The sequence below is a fragment of the Pseudomonas sp. BF-RE-22 genome (assembly GCF_019956155.1).
GTDB classification, from domain to species: Bacteria; Pseudomonadota; Gammaproteobacteria; order Pseudomonadales; family Pseudomonadaceae; genus Aquipseudomonas; species Aquipseudomonas migulae.
In genome coordinates this window covers 1-22,362 of the sequence record NZ_JAHBDD010000034.1, presented here as the reverse complement: position 1 = coordinate 22,362, position 22,362 = coordinate 1, and the positions used below count along the sequence as shown (strand labels likewise).

The window sequence follows — 22,362 nt, the reverse complement described above, 5'->3', positions numbered from 1 at the left end:
AGGTGCGAGCCTGCTCGCGATGGCAGTGTGTCAGTCGACAGTGCTATTGAATGTTAAACCGCTATCGCGAGCAGGCTCGCTCCCACAATGGTCTGTGCAGACATTTATGAAGTGTTGAATCAGCGCCGTGGGATTCTGCCGGCAGGCGAGGGCGACGGTGCTGTGGCAATCCGGGTCGGCCAGGGGCAGAAAATGAATGTCGGGTGGCGCGATGTCCTGCATCGACTCCGGCAGCAGCGCGATGCCGAATCCGGCCTGGATCAATTGCAGTTGCGTGGTTTTGCGCGAGACCACCCGCGCCGCCTTCGGGAAAAATCCCTGGCGCATGCACAGCTCGGCGGACAGATAACTCAAACCGCCGCGCTGCGGGTGAGGGATGGAGATAAAGGCTTCATCCTTCAACTGCGCCAGATCGATGCCCTGAGCGGACTTATCCACAACCAGCCGATGATTGGGTGGAACGGCCAGCAGTAATCGTTCGCTATACAAAGGAACAATCTGCACGCCTTCACGTTGGCGCAACACCGGCAGGCGCAGCAGTCCGACATCAAGTCGATTGTCGACCAACGCTTCAAGTTGCGCTTCGGAAGACAGCTTGACGATCTCCATGGACACGCCGGCCTGCTGGTCCAGATAAGCACTGATACCCCGTAGCAGGCGACCACTCATGGGCACGGTGCTGGAGTGACTCAGGCGCAAGGTGCCCAGTTGCCCGTTGCCCACTTGGGTGGCCATTTCACTGGCCTTGGTCAGTTCGTTCAGCAGGTTTCTGGCGCGCGGCAAGAACGCCTCACCAGCGGCGGTCAGTCGCGGCTGGCGCGCCGTGCGTTCGAACAACGGAGTTTGCAGGCGGGTTTCCATGTCCTTGATCTGCCGGCTCAAGGCTGACTGCGCAACAAACAAACGCTCAGCGGCTGCACTGAAGCTGCCGCACTCGGCGATTTCCACGAAGTAACGCAATTGACGGGTTGAAAGCACGAGTCATGCCTTTTTGAGATGAGAGGTCGGCTTTGAAGATATTAGTCGCAAGGCTCGGCGCTGGCTAAAGTCATCACAGGTATTTGATAAAGGCGTGCAGATGAACGTGCTGGAGTTGTTACACCAATGGCCATTCGGCGCGACGGATTGGTTGGTGATCGGCCTGGCCATTGCCCTGGCGTACATCGTGTTTGGCATCGCCGGGTTCGGCACCGCACTGGTGGCAGGGCCGATTCTGATTGTGTTCATGCCGCTGTCGAAGATCGTGCCGTTGCTGGTGCTGCTGGATTTTGTCGCCGCGTTCGGCAATCTGCTGCCCTCGCGACGGGATGTGGCCAGGCCTGAGTTGCTGCGGCTGTTGCCGTGCATGGCGGTGGGTTGCACGCTGGGGGTCATCTTTCTGCTGAACCTGAAATCCGACGTGTTGCTGCTGTTGATGGGGCTGTTTATCAGCGTCTATGCGGTTTACAGCCTGTGGGTCAAAACCCGACCGACACAGTTGTCTGCCGCCTGGGCAGTGCCGATGGGCACGGTGGGTGGGATGTTCGGGGCGTTGTTTGGCAGTGGCGGCTTTTTGTATGCGATCTATTTGAACAGTCGGTTGCCGAAAGACGCGGCGCGGGCGACCCAGAGTGCGCTGATCAGTTGCAGCACCGTGGTGCGCCTGAGCCTGTTTGCTGTCGCGGGTGTGTATGCCGAGCTACCCTTGTTGGTACTGGCGCTGTGTTTGTTGCCGGCCATGGCGCTGGGGTTGTGGGTCGGCCGGCGGTTGACCATGCGGTTGTCCCGCGAGGCGTTTGTGCGGCTGGTGACCTGGTTGGTGCTGGCCAGCGGGATTGCGTTGATCGGGCGGTATTTGAGTACTTGACCTCAGAGTGTCAGGGATTAAGCTGCCGCCCGCGAAGGCGTCGGACGGCGCACCGCAGAATATCCATTTGACGCAGCAGGCTTGCACCCATGAATTCCCAAAGCATCATCGTCCCGAAAATCTCCACGCTGCCGGTGCACGAACCCCGGGCCCGGGCGGTCGTGCGGTGGCTGGTGCGCAAGGACATCATCAAGGAAGAGCTGACCACTTGCGGCCGCACCGGCAACCGCATGGGCCACGCGATCGCCGATGGTGCCCGCGCCGTGGTGCTGCACCCGGATGCGCTGCCGTTCGGCGAGCCGGTCAATGGCCTGGAGATCATTACCAAACGCTGCATTTATACGCCGGCCAAAGGTTTTCTGGGGGAGGCGGGTTGCGCCGAGTGCCGCAAGGAAGTCGGCGAAGCGTTGTTCGAAAGCCTTGAAGACTGGATGCCGGGGCGTACCGATAACTTCACCTGTCCCGAATGCGGGCATGAAGATGACATCAACGGCTTTCTGTTTTTGCAGGAGTGCGGGTTTTCCAACCTGGGGTTCATTTTCAACAACTGGGCCGAGGCCGGGTTCAAGCAGAGCTTTATCGATGAGTTTGCCGATTGGCTGGATCAGCCCGTGAGCTGGGTGAAAGTCGAGTTGTAATACGTCCGGGAGACCGCGTTATCGTTCATCGCCAGCAAGTCGGCTCCTACAGATCGACGGTGTTTTTGTAGGAGCCGGCTTGCTGGCGATGCTCTTAAAATCTCCCGTCGATCACTACGTCGATAATAGACAGAGTTTTACATTGAACCCGAGGGGGTGTCTGACTATAATGGCGCGCTTCCATTTTCCCGCTCGGGAGCCCCCGCGATGCTGCGTATCAGCCAAGAAGCTCTGACATTCGACGACATTCTCCTAGTGCCCGGTTATTCCGAGGTGCTTCCTAACGAAGTCAGTCTCAAGACCCGCCTTACCCGTGGCATCGAGCTGAACATTCCTCTGGTTTCTGCCGCCATGGACACCGTTACTGAAGCCCGTCTGGCAATCGCCATGGCTCAGGAAGGTGGCATCGGCATTATCCACAAGAACATGACCATCGAGCAGCAAGCTGCCGAAGTTCGCAAGGTCAAGAAGTTCGAAGCCGGCGTCGTCAAGGATCCGATCACCATCGAGGCTGACGCCACGGTCCGTGATCTGTTCGAACTGACCCGCATGCACAATATCTCCGGCGTTCCGGTACTGCACGATGGCGACCTGGTCGGCATTGTCACTTCCCGTGACGTGCGCTTCGAAACCCGTCTGGAAGCCACCGTACGTGAAGTGATGACGCCTAAAGAGCGTCTGGTCACCGTCCGTGAAGGCGCCAACAAGAACGAAGTCCGCGAGTTGCTGCACAAGCACCGCCTGGAAAAAGTCCTGATCGTCGATGACAAGTTTGCCCTCAAAGGCATGATGACCGTCAAAGACATCGAAAAAGCCAAGGCTTACCCGCTGGCCAGCAAGGACGATCAAGGTCGTCTGCGCGTAGGCGCTGCGGTCGGCACCGGTAAAGACACCGGTGACCGCGTTGCCGCGCTGGTCAATGCCGGCGTTGACGTGGTGGTGGTCGACACCGCTCACGGTCACTCCAAAGGTGTGATCGACCGCGTTCGCTGGGTCAAACAGAATTTCCCTGAAGTGCAGGTCATCGGCGGCAACATCGCCACCGGCGCTGCCGCCAAGGCCCTGGCCGAAGCTGGCGCCGATGCGGTCAAGGTCGGTATCGGCCCTGGCTCGATCTGCACCACCCGTATCGTCGCCGGTGTCGGCGTCCCGCAAATCAGTGCCATCGCCAACGTCGCCGCCGCCCTTGAAGGCACCGGTGTTCCGTTGATCGCCGACGGCGGCATCCGTTTCTCCGGTGACCTGTCCAAGGCCATCGTAGCCGGTGCTTCCTGCGTGATGATGGGCTCGATGTTCGCCGGTACTGAAGAAGCGCCAGGCGAGATCGAACTGTTCCAGGGTCGTTCGTACAAGGCTTACCGTGGCATGGGTTCGCTGGGCGCCATGTCCCAGGCTCAAGGTTCCTCCGACCGTTACTTCCAGGACTCCTCGGCAGGCGCCGAGAAACTGGTTCCGGAAGGCATCGAAGGGCGTGTTCCGTACAAGGGCACCCTGAGCGCGATCATCCATCAACTGATGGGCGGCCTGCGTTCCTCGATGGGTTACACCGGCAGTGCCGACATCGAAGAAATGCGCACCAAGCCTGAGTTCGTGCGGATCACCGGCGCTGGCATGGCCGAGTCCCACGTTCATGACGTACAGATCACCAAAGAAGCGCCAAACTACCGCGTAGGTTGAGCCTTCTAGCAAAACGTTAAGTAACCCGGGGCTGTTTTATTCAGCCCCGAGTTGTTTCTGAATTACATAGACGAGACTGACTTCATGGCCCTCGACATTCACGCCCACCGCATCCTGATCCTCGACTTCGGTTCCCAGTACACCCAGCTGATCGCCCGCCGCGTGCGTGAAATCGGCGTGTACTGCGAACTGCATCCGTTCGACATGGACGACGAAGCGATTCGCGAATTCGCTCCAAAAGGCGTCATTCTCGCCGGCGGTCCCGAGTCCGTGCACGAAGCCAACAGCCCTCGCTGCCCGCAAGCGGTGTTTGACCTGGGCGTGCCGGTCTTCGGCATCTGCTACGGCATGCAGACCATGGCTGAACAGCTGGGTGGCAAGGTCGAAGGTTCCGAACTGCGTGAATTCGGTTATGCCCGTGTCGACGTGGTCGGCAAGAGCCAGCTGCTGGACGGCATTGAAGACCACATCGACGCCGACGGCCTGTTCGGCCTCGACGTGTGGATGAGCCACGGTGACAAAGTCACCAAAATGCCGCAGGACTTCCACATCCTGGCCAGCACCCCGAGCTGCCCGATTGCCGGCATGTTCAACGATGACCTGCGCTACTACGGCGTGCAGTTCCACCCGGAAGTGACCCACACCAAGCAGGGCGGCCGCATCCTGTCGCGCTTCATCCTCGAGATCTGCGGCTGCGAAGCACTGTGGACGCCGTCGAAGATCGCTGAAGACGCCATCGCCCAGGTTCGCGCCCAGGTCGGCACCGACAACGTATTGCTCGGCCTGTCCGGCGGCGTTGACTCCTCGGTGGTTGCCGCGCTGCTGCACAAAGCCATTGGCGACCAGCTGACCTGCGTCTTCGTCGACAACGGCCTGCTGCGTCTGCACGAAGGCGAGCAAGTGATGGCCATGTTCGCCGAGAACATGGGCGTCAAGGTGATCCGCGCCAACGCTGAAGACCAGTTCCTGAACAACCTGGCTGGCGAAAGCGATCCAGAGAAGAAGCGCAAGATCATCGGCCGTACCTTCATCGACGTCTTCGATGCCCAGTCCAACAAACTGGACAACATCAAGTACCTCGCCCAAGGCACCATCTACCCGGACGTGATCGAGTCGGCTGGCGCGAAAAGCGGCAAGGCGCACGTGATCAAGTCGCACCACAACGTGGGCGGCCTGCCGGAAGAAATGAACCTCAAGCTGGTTGAACCGCTGCGTGAGCTGTTCAAGGACGAAGTCCGTCGTCTGGGCCTGGAACTCGGCCTGCCGTACGACATGGTCTACCGTCACCCGTTCCCGGGTCCGGGCCTGGGTGTGCGGATCCTCGGTGAAGTGAAGAAGGAATACGCCGACCTGCTGCGTCGCGCCGACCACATCTTCATCGAAGAACTGCGCAAGGCCGACTGGTACCACAAAGTCAGCCAGGCGTTCGTGGTGTTCCAGCCGGTGAAATCGGTTGGCGTTGTAGGCGATGGCCGTCGTTACGCCTGGGTCGTGGCCCTGCGTGCCGTGGAAACCATCGACTTCATGACCGCGCGTTGGGCTCACCTGCCTTACGAACTGCTGGAAACCGTCAGCGGCCGCATCATCAATGAAATCGAAGGCATCTCCCGCGTCACTTACGACGTGTCGAGCAAGCCGCCGGCGACCATTGAGTGGGAATGATCCCGGTCTGACTGATCGCCTGTAACACCGCAAAGGCCCCATGAATGTGAATTCACGGGGCCTTTTGCGTATCAGGCCGCTACAGCGGGCAGGCGCCCTTGCAGCGTCAGGCCCATGCGGTTGAGTGCGTGGGAAAGGCTGATCAGATTCGTGTAGGTGACCTGATGCACACCCGCCCAGGCCGGACGGTTGATCCGAAAGCCGCTATCCATCGTTCGCTCGATTGTCGTTCGCACAATCTGGTTGTTGCGGCTGCGATGAATCAGCGTGAGTGTTTCCTCCGAGCTTTCAATGGTGAACATACCTTGGCGGAACAGCAGCTGATTGACCTGCTCAGGCGTTCGTTGAATGAACGGCGTCGGCATCTGCAGGCTGATATCGGCATACAGGGTGTTGGTATTGCCGCGCATCGGGCCAGTTCCCCCGGCAATCTCATGGCCTACTTCGATGCCATGGTCGATGTCCAGGTGCAGGCTCTGATCGGTTTGCACTTCTTCGATGCGCAAACCGATACCTCCCTCCGTTTCGCTGATGCCGGCCAATCCCCTGAACGTGTTGGTACTCTCCTGGTCGGTGAGCGCCAGCCATTTACCGCCGCCGTTGCGGGCTTGAGTGGCCTGCATGATGGTGTGGGTGAGATAGGTCTTGATGGATTGTCGTGATACGGCGGTCATGTTCGAGTCTGTATAGCGATAACTTGCCAGGCAGTCAGTGGCCTGGATTCGAATGCCGTTCTGTTGGGCCGTTTTGACGACCTCCAGCGGCGTGAACTGTCCTGCAGGATCGCCTGGCAGCTTTTTCAGGTACATCTCCAGCATGCCATGCATCTTTCCGGTCTCGGCGAAGTTGTTCAGGTCGACTTGATTGAAGTCGTTGAGCAAACGATGCATGTAGATCGTCTTGACGCCTTTCCTGGCCAACGTCGGCATGTTCTCGATCAGGAACCGCATGCTGGCAATGCGATCCTGACTTTCACCGACCACCAGCCCCGACGCTGTGTCGAATACCTTCTCGATGAGTTCGGTAACCGTCGTGGATGGCGTGATAACGGGCTGGACCGGGCGGGGAGGCAGCGAGGCAAAGAAGTCCTTGGGCATCTGGAAACCGTTTGCATCCCTGACCAGTACCGCGTGACGTCCGGCGACAAACTCTTCGTAGGGGGAGACCCCTCTGATTTGCCCACCAGACATGTTGACGACTTTTATATGGGTTTCCTGTTTTCCCAACGCCAGGAAACTCAACGAGCGACCGTTAGGGGCATCGTATCGGGTCAAGTGTGCGTGATCATTCACTTTGGGCGGCAATGGGGCAGCGGGCCGGGAGGGGCCGGGAACAAGTTTGCTGGGGCCTTTGCCGCCACCCTTCAACCCGCTTTTCGGTGCCAGCTCCCATTCACCTTCGGCATTCAGGCGTACGGGAATCGAACCCGTAAAGGCATTCGGGTTCTGCGGATCAATGATGGCCCATGTTCCGCCACCATTGGCGTCTGCTTCGAAACGTACGAAGTAAGCCTGCTCGTTGATCAGGATGGCATTGGAGGGTTGTGAATCGAGTGTGTAGACACCCTGAAATTTTCCGCTGGTGGCCATCGGGTAGCTTTCGAGGATTTCATTGCTTTGCCAGTGCTCCGGTACATCAAACGCTTGCGCGGTTTCATCGGGCACGCCCGGCAACACTCCAGGTTGCAGGGTGACTTCCTCTGATTCGCCGGGCGCCTGCGGTTCTTGCGTGCCGACGGTTTCTTCGGGATCGAGCGTCTTGTTCAAGTCCGCCATCTCGGCCGCTTCTGCCGCCTCAGCCGCAGCCCCGGTTTCGTCCAACACACTGACTTCTTTGAGTAGCGGGAGATTGAACAGCACATTGATGCCATCGAGCACCGCGCTAATCACGCCAGCCTTGCGTTCCGCGGCGGTTTTTCCATTCACCGCTTTGTCGATGTTCAAACCCATGGCCGCGATGCTGGCCCCGATCACCGGCAATGCGATCGGCCAGCCAAGCACCGCCAACGGGCCGAAAACGCGGAGTGCGGCGGTGAGATAACCCAGCCATAGCTGCTTACGCATCTGTCCATTGCTCACCAGCGTCAGGTCGGCCTCTTCCAGCATCGTGCGCTGGACAGCCTGGCTCTGCCAGGTGAACACGTCACCGCTGATGGTGATGTCTTTTTGATTGATCAAATGGTGGTCGTACTTGCCCCAGGTACCGACCAGTTGATTCATGAGTGGGGTGATGTTGTCGTGAACCTCCTTGCGAACCGACAGCGGGAAATGGGTCATGAATTCGGTTCGGGGGTGTTCTTCGTTCATCTGCAACAGCATCCACCAATGCATATCCGTCAATGTCGGGTGCACGTGGAAGGGTTCTGCGGCGCCGGGAACGTAGGTGATTTGCCGACCGTTGGGCTCAACAATGCGCAGAATATCGGTGGCGACATGCCCTGCGACATCCAGCGCGCAAACACGAAGATCCGCAGGCGCAGCGGTTTGCGCTTTCAGGGTAGCCAAGGTAATCGGCCACGACGCGCCACCGATGACGGCCCTGATGACTGTCTGGAAATCCTCCTCTTCGAGTTGCCCGCTTTGCCGCGCCTGCACGGCTTTGCTGAGGTAGTTACATTTGGCCAGGGTGCGGAAGTCATCAAAATGGCTGGCCCAGAACGCATTCAGCTTATCCAGGTAGCGTTGACTGAGGTTCTTCTCCCACAGGTCCGCGAGCACCTGCCTGGGGTACATCCGCACTTCATTGGTTTCGTTGTAAATACTGGCGTTCGCATCCGCCGTGTAAAAACCGCCATTGCTGTCCAGTTCGAGGGCGTCGTCCTGGTCGGTCACGCGGTATCGATGGATCACCAGTTGCGTCAGGGTTAAAGATTCACTGGGTTTGGGCGCGTGCTCCCAACCCAGAAAAGCCTTGGTGCTGCTGGCCGAGACATTGTCGAAGCGATGCCACCAGACCTGATCCGGGTCCAGGTGGGTGATGCCGTGTTTTTGCAGGATTTCACTGGCGACCGCATGGGCTTCCTCCTGCAAACCGGGGCAGGCTGTCACCACGAGCGGCGCGATGAGTCTGAGTGTTTCCTGTTCGGCGGCATTGCTTGATGCGGGGGTGTTTTGTTCGGTGGACATGCTCTCGCTCCTTGAGAAATGGGCAGCGATGATTGCCCGTTTCCATGCAGGAGGTGCACTACATAGTTATGCCCAAACGCGATTCAAGAACCTGTAGGGTCAGCGCCGTGCCACATCCGAAAAGTAGAACTTGTCGAGGGTGTGCCGTGATTCCGTGTACTCGAACTGCCGGCCGTCCTGCAGAAACGTATGGTTGCTGACCACGATCACATGGCTCTGGCCGTCGAGGTCGAGGTGTTGCTGGTCATCCTTGCTGCGGGGCACGGCTTCGATGGTGCGCTGGGCGTAGGCGATTTGCAGTTGCAGGGTCTGTTCGATGAAGGCGTAGATCGAGTGTTCGGCGATGTCCCGCGATAGTCCGGGGATCACGTCGCTGACGAAATGGTTGATGTCGAGGATCACTCGTTTTCCATCGATCCGCCGTACGCGTTTGATCCTCGTGATCAGGCTGCCTTCTTCAGCCTTGATATGTTCCAGCAGCGCACCTTCGAGAGGGATCTGGCTGAACTCGACCACTTCGGTGCTGACGTTGTTGCCCAGTCGCGGATAGGTTTCCTGAAAGCTGACGATGCCGCCCAACTGAAATTCGATCGGGTCGGTCGACAACACAAAGGTGCCTTTCCCGTGGACTTTCTGGGCGAACCCGCGCTCCTGTAATTGCTCGATGGCCTTGCGCACGGTGCCGCGACTGGCCTGGTAGCTGTCCATCAGTTCGGTTTCGGAGGGCAACCGGGCGCCGCGCTCCAGACGTTCGGTCGTGATGCTGGCAAGCAGATCGCTGTAGATCTGGTTGTATTTACTCATGGGGATGGCTCTGTGCCGCAATGTGCTCAAGGTTTCGAACCTTAAGGGCAGGGTAGGGGTTTGTCCATGCGGGTTTGGGTTTTCATCGTCTGAGAGGGTGGGAAAAATCGCCGCCGGTCGGGTGACAAGTAAACAAATTCAAACTCGTCTGTACGAGTTGTTGATTTAACTCGTACAGACGAGTACTTTTCGCTTCGGCGTGCTGCCAATAACAAAAAACCACAGCGGAAAAACAAGCATGAGCCACGACTATCCGAACATCGTCAGCGAGCTGCTGCAAAGCCTCGGTGGCAGCGACAACCTCGAGCAAGCCGCGCATTGCGTCACACGCCTGCGCCTTGCCCTCAAGGACCCGAGCCGGGTTAACAGCGCCACGCTGAACCAGATTGACCTGGTCAAAGGCTCATTCTTTACCGGCGGCCTGTTCCAGGTGGTCATCGGTCCTGGCGAGGTGGAGAAGGTTTACGCAGAGCTGCGCCATCAAACCGGTCTTGCCGCGTCAACAATCGCCGACGTTAAACAGAAAAGCGCCGACAAGATAAACGCCATGCAGCGTCTGGTGCGGGTGTTTTCCGACGTGTTCATGCCGATCCTTCCGGCGTTGATCATCGCGGGCCTGCTGATGGGCATCAACAACCTGATCGGCGCCAAGGGCATGTTCATCGAGGACCAGACCCTGCTGGACGCTTACCCCAAGCTTGACGGGCTCTGGAGCCTGATCAACCTGATGGCCAACACTTCGTTCGTGTTTCTGCCTGCGCTAGTGGGCTGGTCAGCAGCCAAGCGGTTTGGCGGCAGCGAAATCCTCGGCATTGTGCTCGGCCTGATGCTGGTTCATCCCGATCTGCTCAATGCCTGGAACTATGGCAAGGCAGTCGCAGGTCTCGACGGCCAGAGCCTGCCGTATTTCGACATCCTCGGTATGTTCCAGATCGAAAAGGTCGGTTATCAGGGGCAGATCCTGCCCATCCTGCTGGCGGCATACGTGATGAGCGTCATCGAAAAATGGCTGCGGGCGAGAGTGCCTAATGCGGTGCAATTGCTGGTGGTGCCGATCACCACCATCGTGGTTACCGGCGTGCTGGCGCTGGCGGTCATTGGCCCGGTGACCCGGCATCTGGGGATTCTCATCACCGAAGGTGTGGTCACCCTGTTTGATCTGGCGCCGATGGTCGGCGGCGCGATCTTCGGCCTGCTTTACGCCCCCTTGGTGATCACCGGCATGCACCACATGTTTCTCGCGGTCGACTTGCAGCTGATCTCGACCCAAGGCGGTACTTTCATCTGGCCGATGATCGTCATGTCCAACCTCGCCCAAGGCAGCGCGGCGCTCGCGGTGTTCTACATGACCCGTAATGCGCGGGACAAGTCCATGGCGTCGACCTCAGCGATTTCGGCCTATTTCGGCATCACCGAACCGGCGATGTTCGGGGTCAACCTGCGCTACAAGTTTCCGTTTTACGCGGCACTGATTGGCTCGGCGCTGGGGGGCATCTTCCTGTCGATGAACAAGGTCCAGGCCTCGGCCATCGGTGTCGGCGGTTTGCCCGGATTTATCTCGATCATTCCGCAGTTCATCCCGATGTTTGTGATCGGGATGATCATCGCCATGGTCGTGCCGTTTGTTTTGACCTGTGGGTTGAGCATGAAGATTGTTCGGCCTGGGTATCGGGTCGCCTGATAGATCGCTATCGCAGTTCAAGAAGGAATACAGCCATGCAAGACTGGCAACGTTCGGTGATCTACCAGATCTACCCGAAGAGTTTTTACAGCCACGCAGGCAATCCCACGGGTGATTTGCTCGGCGTCGTGGCCAAGCTCGACTACCTGCACTGGCTGGGCGTCGATTGCCTGTGGATCACGCCATTCCTGCGTTCGCCCCAGCGTGACAACGGTTACGACATCAGCGATTACTACGCCATCGATCCGAGCTACGGCACCATGGCCGACTGTGAATTGCTGATCGCCGAGGCCGGCAAGCGCGGGATCAAATTGATGCTCGATATCGTGGTCAACCACACCTCGATCGAGCACACCTGGTTCCAGCAGGCGCGCAGCAGTCTCGACAATCCGTATCGTGACTTCTACATCTGGCGCGATCAGCCCAATAACTGGGAGTCCAAGTTTGGTGGTTCGGCATGGGAGTACGAGGCTCAGACCGGCCAGTATTTCCTGCACCTGTTCGATCACACTCAGGCCGACCTGAACTGGGACAACCCGAAGGTGCGCGCCGAAGTTTTCAAGATGATGAGATTCTGGCGGGATAAAGGTGTGGGCGGGTTCCGGCTGGATGTGATCAACCTGATCTCGAAACCGGCGGACTTTCCCGAGGACAATACCGACGGCCGACGCTTCTATACCGACGGGCCGAATGTTCACGAATACTTGCAGCAAATGCACCGCGAAGTGTTCGAAGGCCATGACCTGATCAATGTCGGCGAGATGTCGTCTACCAGTCTCGAACACTGTATTCGTTATTCGCGGCCGGGCTCCAAAGAGCTGTCGATGACCTTCAACTTCCATCACCTGAAAGTCGATTACCCGAACCTGCAAAAGTGGATTCGCGCCGATTTCGACTTCCTCGAGCTCAAGCGCATCCTCTCCGACTGGCAAACCGGCATGCAGGCCGGCGGAGGTTGGAACGCGCTGTTCTGGTGTAATCACGACCAACCTCGGGTGGTCTCGCGGTTTGGTCATGACGGCGTGCACCGTGTGGTGTCGGCGAAGATGCTCGGCACCGCGCTGCATTTTCTCCAGGGCACGCCATTTGTGTATCAGGGCGAAGAGCTGGGTATGACCAATCCGGGTTTCGATCACATCGATCAATATCGAGACGTCGAGACCCTGAACATCTTCCGGCTCAAGCGCGAGGCGGGTGCGAGCGATGCCGACAACATGGCGGCGATCATGCAGAAGTCCCGCGACAACGGCCGTACGCCGATGCATTGGAATACCGGACCGAACGCTGGTTTCAGCACGGCGCAACCCTGGATCGGCGTACCGGCCAACTCGGCGCAGATCAACGTCGCCACTCAACTCGACGACCCGAATTCAGTGCTGCATCACTACCGCCAGTTGATCAATTTGCGGCGTACCGAAGTGCTGATATCCGACGGTGTTTACCGTCAGCTGTTGCCTGAGCACGCGCAAGTTTGGGCTTATGTACGGGAAGGAAGCGGCGAACGGTTGCTGGTATTGAACAACTTTTACGGGACGCCTTGCGAAGTTGAATTGCCGGATGCAGTGATCGCTGAATTCATGAGTCAGCGCTTGGTCATCAGCAACTATGCGGACTGTCCGCCGCGAAATCGACAGGTGTTTTTACGACCGTATGAGTCGTTTGTCTTGCACTTGACTGACCACTGACCCCTCACAAAAAAACACCGTTTCAAAAACACGCAGAACGCTGCGCGGGGGAGTTTTGCGCGCCGATTTTGCTGCTGCACACAATAAAAATAATGGAGTGTTTCTTGAAAACAACAATAAATCGCGGCCTTGCAGCCGCTGGCATTTGCCTGGCGTTGCCACTGACGGCCCATGCGCTGGAGTTCGGCGGTTACCTGCGCAGCGGCGTCGGTACGTCGGTCAACAGTGGTAAACAACAGTGTTTCCAACTGCCCGGAGCACAGACCAAATACCGCCTCGGTAACGAGTGCGAGCAATATGGGGAACTGGAACTTCGTCAGGACTTGTACACGCTGGATGACGGTTCGGTGCTAAGTGTCGATGGCATGGCCTCACTGTATAACCAGTACGACAAGGACCTGACGTTCAATGGCGACAACGGCTCGGTGCGCTTGCCGCAGCTGTACGCGCAATGGTCGAACATGCCTGGCCTCAACGGCGGTTCGCTGTGGGCCGGTCGCCGCTATTACAAACGGAACGACATCCACATTTCCGACTTCTACTACTGGAACCAGAGCGCCACCGGCGGCGGCATCGAGGACGTGCTGATCGGAGATCTGAAATACAGCTACGCCTTTTCGCGCAAGGACAACCTGTACCAGAAGGATTACATCAATCGTCACGATTTCAACGTTGCCGGTTTCAACACTAACCCTGGCGGTGAGCTGGAGTTTGGCCTGAGCTACATCGACAAACCCGACAGCCGCGACGCTCATCGTGGCTGGGCGATTACCACTCAGCATGTGCAAAAAGGATTTCTGGGTGGCAAGAACAAACTCGCGTTTCAGTACGGTGAAGGGCCGGGCACCGGGTTGGGCTATACCGGTAACGTGAAGCTGGATGACAGCAATAAAAGCTACCGGGTGGTGGAGTTCTTCGACTGGCAGGTGACGCCCCGGTTTGGCGGGCAGGTCGAAGCGGTTTACCAGAAGGATATTCGCCCCGACGGATCAGACCAGAACTGGATTTCCCTGGGCGTTCGGCCGGCCTACGCGATTACCGAGCAGTTCAAACTGGTGACCGAGCTGGGTCACGATCAGGTCGAAGCCACAGGTGGCACGCGCAAGCTGAGCAAGTTCACCTTTGCCCCGACCTGGTCGCCCAAGGGGCCTGAATTCTGGGCGCGGCCCGAAGTGCGCTTGTATTACACCTATGCCAGCTGGAACGAGGCGGCCAAGCGTGCGGCCAATGAACTGGCAGCGGGTTCAGCGTTGTCCGACACCGGAGCCTTCGGCACGGCGCGACACGGTGCGAACGTCGGATTGCAGGTCGAGTACTGGTGGAAATAAGCGATGCTGTCGGAGCGTCGCGCTCCATCGGCACTTCAAAGAACAGAACAGCAGGTGAAGTCATGGCCACACCCCAACAATTGCAGCTTCACGCACCCCTGTCCGGCGTATTGATGCCCTTGGACCTTGTGCCCGATCGAGTTTTTTCCAGCCGGATCATCGGCGATGGGCTATGCATCGATCCGACGTCAACAACGTTGTGCGCGCCGCTGGCAGGGGTTGTCAGCAATGTGCAGGCCAGTGGGCATGCGGTCAGCATCACCGATGAAAATGGCGTGCAGGTGTTGATGCACATTGGGCTCGACACGGTGAACCTTGCAGGAAAGGGGTTCACGCGGTTGGTGGAGGAGGGGCAGCAGGTTGCCGTCGGGCAGTCGCTGATCGAGTTCGATGCTGATTTTGTTGCGTTGAATGCACGCAGCCTGCTGACCTTGATGCTGGTGGTCAGCGGTGAGCCGTTCACTTGGCTGACGGCGGAAACCGGGTGGGTAGACAGTGGTCAGCCGTTGCTGGGTTTGAATTCAGTCGAGCTGACAACGGATGAGTCTGTGGCTAAAGAGGGCGAGGCGCTGTTCTCCAAACCGGTGACGTTGCCCAACCCGAACGGCTTGCACGCCCGTCCTGCGGCGGTGTTCGCCCAAGCGGCGAAAGGTTTCTCGGCAAGCATTCACCTGCATAAACAGCAGGAGAGTGCGAATGCGAAATCCCTGGTGGCGATCATGGCATTGCAGACCGTTCACAATGATGTTGTGCAAATCAGTGCGGTCGGCCCGGATGCTGAGGAGGCGATCAAGGCACTGGCCGAGCTGCTGACCGCCGGATGCGGCGAGACCGTGCCCGTGACGGCGGATGTTGCCCCGCAGCCCCTGGAGGCATCATCGCCCAAGGTGCTGCGTGGGGTATGTGCTTCGGCGGGTTCGGCATTTGGCCAAGTGGTACAGATCGCCGAGCAGGTCCTTGATGTCAGCGAATGGGGTGAGAGTTCGCGGGTTGAGCGCGATCACCTGTCCGCAGCGTTGACCGAGGCAATTTCAGCGTTGCAGCAGATGCGTGATAACGCCACGGGCGATGCTCAGGCAGAGATCTTCAGGGCGCATCAGGAACTGCTCGAAGACCCGGGTTTGTTAGAGGTGGCTCATGTGCTGATCGACGAAGGCAAAAGCGCCGGATTCGCCTGGCGTGCGGCCACCGGGTCGACGGCAACCTTATTCAAAAGCCTGGGTAATGCGCTGCTGGCCGAACGAGCGGCAGACCTGGCCGATGTCAGTCAGAGAGTGCTCAAGTTGCTACTCGGCGTGCGGGACCGCGAGCTGGAGTTGCCTGAAGGCGCCATTCTGATTGCTGAACAACTGACACCGTCCCAGACCGCCGGGCTCGATACCCGTAAGGTGCTGGGTTTTGCCACGGTCGGCGGTGGCGCCACCAGCCATGTCGCGATCCTGGCGCGGGCGTTTGGTTTGCCGGCGATCTGTGGGTTACCGGTGCAAGTGCTGGCGCTGGTCAACGGCACCCAGGTGTTGCTCGATGCCGATAAGGGGGAGTTGCAGCTCGACCCGGATCTGTCCGCCATTGAAGAACTTCAAGCCAGGCGCGCGCTTGCGCAGCAACGTCAGCGTCATGAATTGGCGCAGGCGTCACTGGCTGCCTGTACTCGCGACGGACATCATGTCGAGGTGACAGCCAACATCGCTTCGCTGGCTGAAGCCGAACAGGCCATGGCGCTGGGAGGTGCGGGTGTAGGTTTGCTGCGTTCGGAGTTTCTATATCTGGATCGCCATCATGCGCCGAGCCAGGACGAGCAGGCCTCCACCTACAGCGCCATCGCCCGAGCTCTCGGGCCTGCGCGTAATCTGGTGGTGCGCACGCTGGATGTTGGCGGTGACAAGCCTTTGGCCTATGTCCCGATGGACAGTGAAACCAACCCCTTTCTGGGCGTGCGCGGGATTCGTCTGTGCCTGGAGCGTCCGCAGCTGTTGCGCGATCAATTCAAGGCAATCCTGAGCTGTGCGGGACTGACGCGTTTGCACATCATGCTGCCGATGGTGACGCAGCTGTCGGAGTTGCGTGTGGCTCGTCAACTGCTCGAAGAGGAGGCGCTGGTCCTGGGCCTCACGGAACTGCCGAAGCTGGGGATCATGATCGAGGTGCCAGCAGCGGCGCTGATGGCTGATCTGTTTGCGCCCGAAGTGGATTTTTTCTCCATCGGCACCAATGACCTGACCCAATACACCTTGGCCATGGACCGCGATCATCCGCGGCTGGCCAGTCAGGCTGACAGTTTTCATCCTGCGGTGCTGCGATTGATCGCCAGCACCGTGAAAGCCGCCCATAGCCACGGCAAGTGGGTGGGCGTGTGCGGCGCCCTGGCCTCCGAAACCCTGGCCACGCCGCTTTTGCTGGGGCTGGGCGTGGATGAGTTGTCGGTGAGTGTGCCGTTGATTCCGGCGGTCAAAGCGGCGGTTCGCACAGTGGACCTGGCGGATTGCCAGGCCATGGCCCAACAGATCCTGGGTCTGGAAAGTGCCGGGCAAGTACGCGATGTCTTGAGGCTGTATCGCGACGCGACGGTCGAAACTTCACTGGTTATGGAGAATTGAACATGTTCGAGAAAATGCAGCGAGCGTTCTGGAAAGCCTTGACGCCGGATCTGATCGTGGATGAACCGAAGGTGGCTGCGCCATCGGCACCTGGCCTGGCAGCGAATGTGGTGGCTGCGTTGGGTGGTGTGGATAACCTCAAGTCGCAGCAGCCTGTGGCGCTGACCCGGGTTCGGGTGGAATTGCGCGATGTGGGGCGGATGAATCGACAGGCTTTGAATCTGGCAGGTGTGCCAGGCGTCATGATGCTGGAGGGCGGCGTGGTGCACCTGATCACTGGCCTTCAGCCATAACCGATCCCTCGACACAGATGATGTGCGTCTCTCGGTCGCCCTTACCGTTTCTCAACCGCAGGTGTATCGTATTCGCCTTTTCCAGGTCCCCGGACCTGTCGCTGATACGTGAGGTAGTTGAGTTCATGTCCTTTACCCGTCGCCAAATCCTCGGTGGCCTGGCCGGTCTTGTTGTCGTTGGCGTCGGTGCGGGGGGCGCATCGCGTTACTGGCTGGGCAAGATGGCCGACGCCGATGCGGGCCACGACTATGAGCTGATTGCGGCGCCGCTGGACGTCGAACTGGTGGCCGGGCACAAGACCCAAGCCTGGGCGTTCGGCCCGTCGGCACCGGGCACCGAGTTGCGCGTGCGTCAGGGTGAATGGTTGCGGGTGCGGTTCATCAACCACTTGCCGGTGGCGACCACCATTCACTGGCACGGCATCCGCCTGCCGCTAGAGATGGACGGCGTGCCCTACGTCTCGCAGTTGCCGGTGCTGCCGGGTGAATACTTCGACTACAAATTCCGCGTGCCCGATGCCGGCAGCTACTGGTATCACCCGCATGTGAACAGCAGCGAAGAACTGGGCCGAGGTCTGGTGGGGCCGCTGATTGTCGAAGAGCGCGAGCCGACCGGTTTCAAGTACGAGAAAACCTTGAGCCTCAAGAGCTGGCATGTCGACGAGGTGGGCAATTTCGTCGAGTTCAGCATTCCCCGGGAAGCGGCCCGGGGCGGCACGGCGGGGCGTCTGGCGACGATCAACGGTGTGCCGCAAGCGGTCATCGATTTGCCGGCCGGGCAGATCACCCGCGTGCGCCTGCTCAATCTCGATAACACCTTGACCTATCGCCTCAACATTCCCGGTGTCGAGGCGCAGATCTACGCGTTGGACGGCAATCCCGTCGAGCCGCGTCCGTTGGGCAAGGAATACTGGCTCGGGCCGGGCATGCGCATTTGCCTGGCAATCAAGGCACCTGTGGCCGGTGAAGAATTATCCCTGCGCAACGGCCCGGTACGTTTGGGCACGTTCCGCTCTGTGGCGAACACCGATGCCCCAACCGAGTGGCCGCCCGCGCTGCCCGCCAACCCGGTGGCCGAGCCGGACCTGGCCAATGCCGAGAAACTCAACTTCAATTTCGAATGGGTCGGCTCGGTTTCGGTGAACGTCGACAACGGCCGGCCGCCGAGCCTGTGGCAGATCAACGGCAAGGCCTGGGACATCACCGACAAGACCTGCGCCGATCGCCCGATTGCCAAGCTCGAGAAGGGCAAAAGCTACATTTTCGAATTGAAGAACATGACTCAGTATCAGCACCCGATTCACCTGCATGGCATGAGCTTCAAGGTCATTGCCTCGAACCGGCACAAGGTCATCCCGTATTTCACCGACACCTATTTGCTGGGCAAGAACGAGCGGGCGCAAGTGGCGCTGGTAGCGGATAACCCTGGGGTGTGGATGTTCCATTGCCATGTGATCGACCACATGGAAACCGGCCTGATGGCCGCGATCGAGGTGGCGTGATGCGTCAGATTCGTCCCGCCGCGATCATCGACCGCAGTCGTGATCGCGACTTCATGCGCGAAGCGCTGGCGCTGGCCGCACAAGGCGCTGCGCTGGGTGAAGTGCCGGTGGGCGCGGTGTTGGTGCAGGACGGTGAAATCATCGGCCGTGGCTTCAATTGCCCGATCAGCGGCAACGACCCGAGCGCGCATGCGGAGATGGTCGCGATCCGCGCAGCGGCATTGGCCGCCAGTAATTACCGTTTACCCGGCAGTACGCTGTACGTGACGCTTGAGCCGTGCAGTATGTGCGCCGGGCTGATCGTTCATTCACGGATTGCGCGGGTGGTGTACGGCGCGCTGGAGCCCAAGGCGGGGATTGTGCAGAGTCAGGGGCAGTTCTTTAGCCAGGGCTTTTTGAATCACCGGGTGCTGTATGAAGGTGGGGTGTTGGCCGAGGAATGCGGGGCGGTGCTCAGCGAATTCTTCAAGGCCCGGCGCGCCAAACCCGCAGACTAGAGGCGACAATGAAGCAGCCTTCGCGGGCAAGCCTCGCTCCTACAGGGTTGTGTCGTACGCCAATTCCGCGACCGACGCATAACCTGTAGGAGCGAGGCTTGCCCGCGAAGCTTTTACTTACGGGCGACGATGACGGCACGCATCGGCGCCGGCAGTCCTTCAATCGTCTTGCTGTGATCCTCGGGATCGAGGAAATCACTCAACGACTGATACTTCATCCACTCCGTCCCGCGCTGTTCCTCGACGGTCGTCACGCTGACATCCACGCACTTCACGTCCGTGAAACCGGCACGCCGCAACCAGAGCATCAGCGCCGGCACCGACGGCAAAAACCACACGTTACGCATCTGCGCATAACGGTCTTCCGGCACCAGCACCTGCTGTTGATCACCTTCGATCACCAGCGTCTCCAGCACCAGTTCGCCGCCCTTGACCAGGCAATCCTTCAGCGCCAACAGATGCTCGATCGGCGAGCGGCGGTGGTAGAACACGCCCATGGAAAACACCGTGTCGAAGCCTTCGAGTTCCGGTGGCAGGTCTTCAAAAGGAAACGGCAGGTGCCAGGCATTCGGCTCGGACAAATAGCGCTGAACCGCCTGGAACTGACAGAAGAACAGCCAGTTCGGGTCGACGCCGATCACGCTGTCCGCGCCGGCGCCGAGCATGCGCCACATGTAGTAACCATTGCCGCAGCCGACATCGAGGATGCGTTTGCCCTTCAGGTCCAGATGCGGCGCGACTCGCGACCATTTCCAGTCCGAACGCCATTCGGTGTCGACATGCACGCCGAACAAATCGAACGGGCCCTTGCGCCACGGTGACAACCCCATCAATGCGGTACGCATTTGCACGCGGGTCTCAGCGTCGCAATCGGTGTCCAGGGTCAGGCCATTCAGTAGGTCGACTTCACTCGGCTGGATTTTTGGCAAGGCGTCCAGCGCACTCTGCCAGCGCTCCAGGTCGCCGTGACCCTTTTCCATTTTCTTGTCGAGTTGCGCTTGCAGGGTGTTGGCCCATTCGGCCAGCGGTGTACCGGCCAGACGGCGGGCGAGGGGGGACAGATCAATCATGGCAAGGCAATCAACGAGGCAAAGTTAAGACACTGGAACCACGGCACGACTTTCGAGAACCCGGCGGCCAACAGGCGCTCGCGGTGTTCTTCGAGGCTGTCGGGCTTCATGACGTTTTCGATGGCGCTGCGCTTCTGGGCGATTTCCAGTTCGCTGTAGCCGTTGGCGCGTTTGAAGGCAACGTGCAGGTCGGTGAGCAGCGCATGTTCTTCTGGGTCGTTGAAGCGCAGTTTCTCCGACAGAATCAGCGCGCCACCGGGAAGCAGCGACTGGCGGATGCGACTCAGCAACGCGGTGCGCTGCTCGGGAGCAATGAATTGCAACGTGAAGTTCAGCGCCACTACGGAGGCTGGCTGAAAGTCGAGGGCGAGGATGTCGCCTTCGATCACTTCCACCGGCAGCAACTCCTGGAACATCGAGTCCTGACCGTTGAGGTATTCGCGGCAGCGTTCGACCATCGCCGCCGAGTTATCCACAGCGATGACGCGGCAGCCGTCGGTGCGCACGTGACGGCGCAACGCCTGGGTCACGGCGCCGAGGGACGAGCCGAGGTCGTAGAGCACGCTGTTGGGCTGGGCGAATTGCGCGGCGAGCACGCCGAGGTTTTCGACAATGGTCGGATAACCTGGCACCGAGCGCTTGATCATGTCCGGGAACACCCGCACCACGTCCTCGTTAAAGGCGAAGTCGGGCACCTGGGCCAAAGGCTGGGCGAAAAGGCGATCGGGTTCTTTGCTCACGGCGGTTCCAGCGGCGTATGTGGAAAAGGCCGGCATTTTAGCCAACTTGGCGCGGGGATGCGCGGGTTGTCTGATAAAGCGGTGGGCAGGCTTTTAGATATTCGTGTTCAGGGACATTGCTTCGCGGGCAGGCTCACTCCTACAGGGATTGCGCTGTACCTGTGGGAGCGAGCCTGCTCGCGATGAGTTCAGCGCGGTTTGGTGCCGAACGCGGATGCCGCAATCCCCCATTGCCCCAGCCAGTAACTGAGGATGATCACGTAAGGCGCGGCATGAAACGGCGCAACAAACCGATTGATACCAATCACGCTATCTGAAAACACAAACGCCAACGCACCCGCAGCCGCCAGCAGCGCAGAGCGCTTCGGTACATCGGTGCCCAGGCGAGCCAGCGCACGCCAGAGCATGGCGCTGATCGCCAGGCCATAGACGATCACCGGAATCAGCAATGGCCCCAGTCCGTGGGCAATCAATATCCCCAACAGCACCGCGCCGACGCCCAGCGCGAGGATCAACGGCAGCACCGCCAACCGCCGGCAATCACTCAAATACGCTTTCAGATAGGCAAGGTGCGCGACCAAAAACGCCCCGAGGCCGAACACAAACAAATCCCCCGGCCACGCGAGCAACACATCGCCCAACAGGGAAAAGATCAAACCCAGGCTGATCCAGCGTCGATACTCGCTGGGCGGTGCATCGTGCAGCCAGCCGAGCAAGGCCAGCACGGGCAACGGTTTGACCAGCAGGCAGAGCAGCGCGGCGTGCACGCTCAGGCCGTAAAGAAAGGTCACCGCGCCCATCAGCGCCAGAATCAGCCAGCCCATGATCAGTTAACCGAGATCGCGCAGTCGAAGGTTTCCACCGCCGGCACTTCCGGCGCCCAGGGTTGTTGCGAAGTCAGGCGCAAGCGCCCCGAACCGGCCGCGAACGCCTGAAAGCGCCAGGTCGACACACCGGCTGCGCCCACGACACCGGCATCTTCCGGGTTTCGATAAACTTCTGGCCCCAGAGCGCGTAATACGCCACCGGCCGAATCCTGGATCGCCCAGCGGTAACCCGTGGTCGGGTTGCTCGGCAGGGACAGGATCAGGTTTTGCCCGTTGTGCAGTTGCACGGGGCATTCGCTTTGTTTTTCCACGGTCACGTTCTGTTTCGGTTGCGTGGCGCACGCGGCCAGCAAGGCGAGGGCGAGGGGGACAAACAGGCGGGTGGGGGAC

Annotated in this window: 18 protein-coding genes; 11 read left to right on the top strand and 7 right to left on the bottom strand. The window is 59.4% G+C overall.

Annotated elements, in window-relative coordinates; genetic code table 11:
• Positions 1-30: 30 nt before the first annotated feature.
• Positions 31-978, bottom strand: coding sequence for a LysR family transcriptional regulator (locus KGA82_RS18055; RefSeq protein ID WP_008042417.1), 948 nt, complete (start codon positions 976-978; stop codon positions 31-33).
• Between the two features lie 100 nt (positions 979-1,078).
• Here KGA82_RS18055 and KGA82_RS18050 point away from each other — a divergent pair, with 100 nt between their 5' ends.
• The 4 genes from KGA82_RS18050 to guaA all read left to right on the top strand — a co-directional run bounded on the left by KGA82_RS18050 (position 1,079) and on the right by guaA (position 5,823).
• The gene (locus KGA82_RS18050; protein WP_008042415.1) at positions 1,079-1,846 is read left to right on the top strand and encodes a sulfite exporter TauE/SafE family protein; all 768 of its coding nucleotides are present in this window, start codon (positions 1,079-1,081) and stop codon (positions 1,844-1,846) included.
• An 89-nt stretch (positions 1,847-1,935) separates the two neighbouring features.
• Positions 1,936-2,484, top strand: a complete 549-nt coding sequence (locus KGA82_RS18045; RefSeq protein ID WP_008025543.1) for a hypothetical protein — start codon at positions 1,936-1,938, stop codon at positions 2,482-2,484.
• 207 nt (positions 2,485-2,691) lie between these two features.
• Complete coding sequence (gene guaB / locus KGA82_RS18040; protein ID WP_008042411.1) at positions 2,692-4,161, top strand: IMP dehydrogenase; 1,470 nt, start codon at positions 2,692-2,694, stop codon at positions 4,159-4,161.
• Between the two features lie 84 nt (positions 4,162-4,245).
• Positions 4,246-5,823, top strand: coding sequence for a glutamine-hydrolyzing GMP synthase (gene guaA / locus KGA82_RS18035; RefSeq protein ID WP_008025547.1), 1,578 nt, complete (start codon positions 4,246-4,248; stop codon positions 5,821-5,823).
• Positions 5,824-5,894: 71 nt separating this feature from the next.
• Here the strand turns inward: guaA and KGA82_RS18030 are convergent, their stop codons facing one another.
• Entirely contained in the window at positions 5,895-8,948 is a 3,054-nt protein-coding gene (locus KGA82_RS18030) for a membrane-targeted effector domain-containing toxin (protein ID WP_223451683.1), read from the bottom strand.
• 99 nt (positions 8,949-9,047) lie between these two features.
• The gene (gene treR / locus KGA82_RS18025; RefSeq protein ID WP_192420129.1) at positions 9,048-9,752 is read right to left on the bottom strand and encodes a trehalose operon repressor; all 705 of its coding nucleotides are present in this window, start codon (positions 9,750-9,752) and stop codon (positions 9,048-9,050) included.
• 238 nt (positions 9,753-9,990) lie between these two features.
• Here treR and treP point away from each other — a divergent pair, with 238 nt between their 5' ends.
• From treP to tadA, 7 genes are all read left to right on the top strand, one after another.
• Entirely contained in the window at positions 9,991-11,433 is a 1,443-nt protein-coding gene (gene treP, locus KGA82_RS18020) for a PTS system trehalose-specific EIIBC component (protein WP_223451681.1), read from the top strand.
• 35 nt (positions 11,434-11,468) lie between these two features.
• Complete coding sequence (gene treC, locus KGA82_RS18015) at positions 11,469-13,118, top strand: alpha,alpha-phosphotrehalase (RefSeq protein WP_223451675.1); 1,650 nt, start codon at positions 11,469-11,471, stop codon at positions 13,116-13,118.
• A gap of 104 nt (positions 13,119-13,222) precedes the next feature.
• Complete coding sequence (locus KGA82_RS18010; protein ID WP_008025558.1) at positions 13,223-14,446, top strand: maltoporin; 1,224 nt, start codon at positions 13,223-13,225, stop codon at positions 14,444-14,446.
• A gap of 62 nt (positions 14,447-14,508) precedes the next feature.
• Positions 14,509-17,043 carry a phosphoenolpyruvate--protein phosphotransferase gene (gene ptsP / locus KGA82_RS18005; RefSeq protein WP_223451673.1) on the top strand — a complete coding sequence of 845 codons (2,535 nt, stop codon included), beginning with the start codon at positions 14,509-14,511 and terminating at the stop codon, positions 17,041-17,043.
• A 2-nt stretch (positions 17,044-17,045) separates the two neighbouring features.
• Positions 17,046-17,336 (top strand): PTS transporter subunit EIIB, encoded by a 291-nt coding sequence (locus KGA82_RS18000; RefSeq protein ID WP_008042402.1) that lies wholly within the window; start codon positions 17,046-17,048, stop codon positions 17,334-17,336.
• Between the two features lie 125 nt (positions 17,337-17,461).
• Entirely contained in the window at positions 17,462-18,838 is a 1,377-nt protein-coding gene (locus KGA82_RS17995; RefSeq protein ID WP_223451671.1) for a multicopper oxidase family protein, read from the top strand.
• The gene (gene tadA / locus KGA82_RS17990; RefSeq protein WP_223451669.1) at positions 18,838-19,335 is read left to right on the top strand and encodes a tRNA adenosine(34) deaminase TadA; all 498 of its coding nucleotides are present in this window, start codon (positions 18,838-18,840) and stop codon (positions 19,333-19,335) included. Before KGA82_RS17995 ends, tadA begins: the two co-directional genes overlap by 1 nt.
• Before the next feature lie 113 nt (positions 19,336-19,448).
• Here the strand turns inward: tadA and cmoB are convergent, their stop codons facing one another.
• The 4 genes from cmoB to KGA82_RS17970 form a co-directional block, all read right to left on the bottom strand.
• Positions 19,449-20,405 carry a tRNA 5-methoxyuridine(34)/uridine 5-oxyacetic acid(34) synthase CmoB gene (cmoB, locus tag KGA82_RS17985; protein WP_223451668.1) on the bottom strand — a complete coding sequence of 319 codons (957 nt, stop codon included), beginning with the start codon at positions 20,403-20,405 and terminating at the stop codon, positions 19,449-19,451.
• Complete coding sequence (cmoA, locus tag KGA82_RS17980; protein WP_177318187.1) at positions 20,402-21,181, bottom strand: carboxy-S-adenosyl-L-methionine synthase CmoA; 780 nt, start codon at positions 21,179-21,181, stop codon at positions 20,402-20,404. The genes cmoB and cmoA overlap by 4 nt, the downstream gene beginning before the upstream one ends.
• 152 nt (positions 21,182-21,333) lie before the next feature.
• Positions 21,334-21,969 (bottom strand): lysoplasmalogenase, encoded by a 636-nt coding sequence (locus KGA82_RS17975; RefSeq protein ID WP_223451666.1) that lies wholly within the window; start codon positions 21,967-21,969, stop codon positions 21,334-21,336.
• 2 nt (positions 21,970-21,971) lie between these two features.
• Positions 21,972-22,362, bottom strand: a 391-nt coding sequence (locus KGA82_RS17970) for a protease inhibitor I42 family protein (protein WP_223451664.1), incomplete at its 5' end; no start/stop codon positions are given.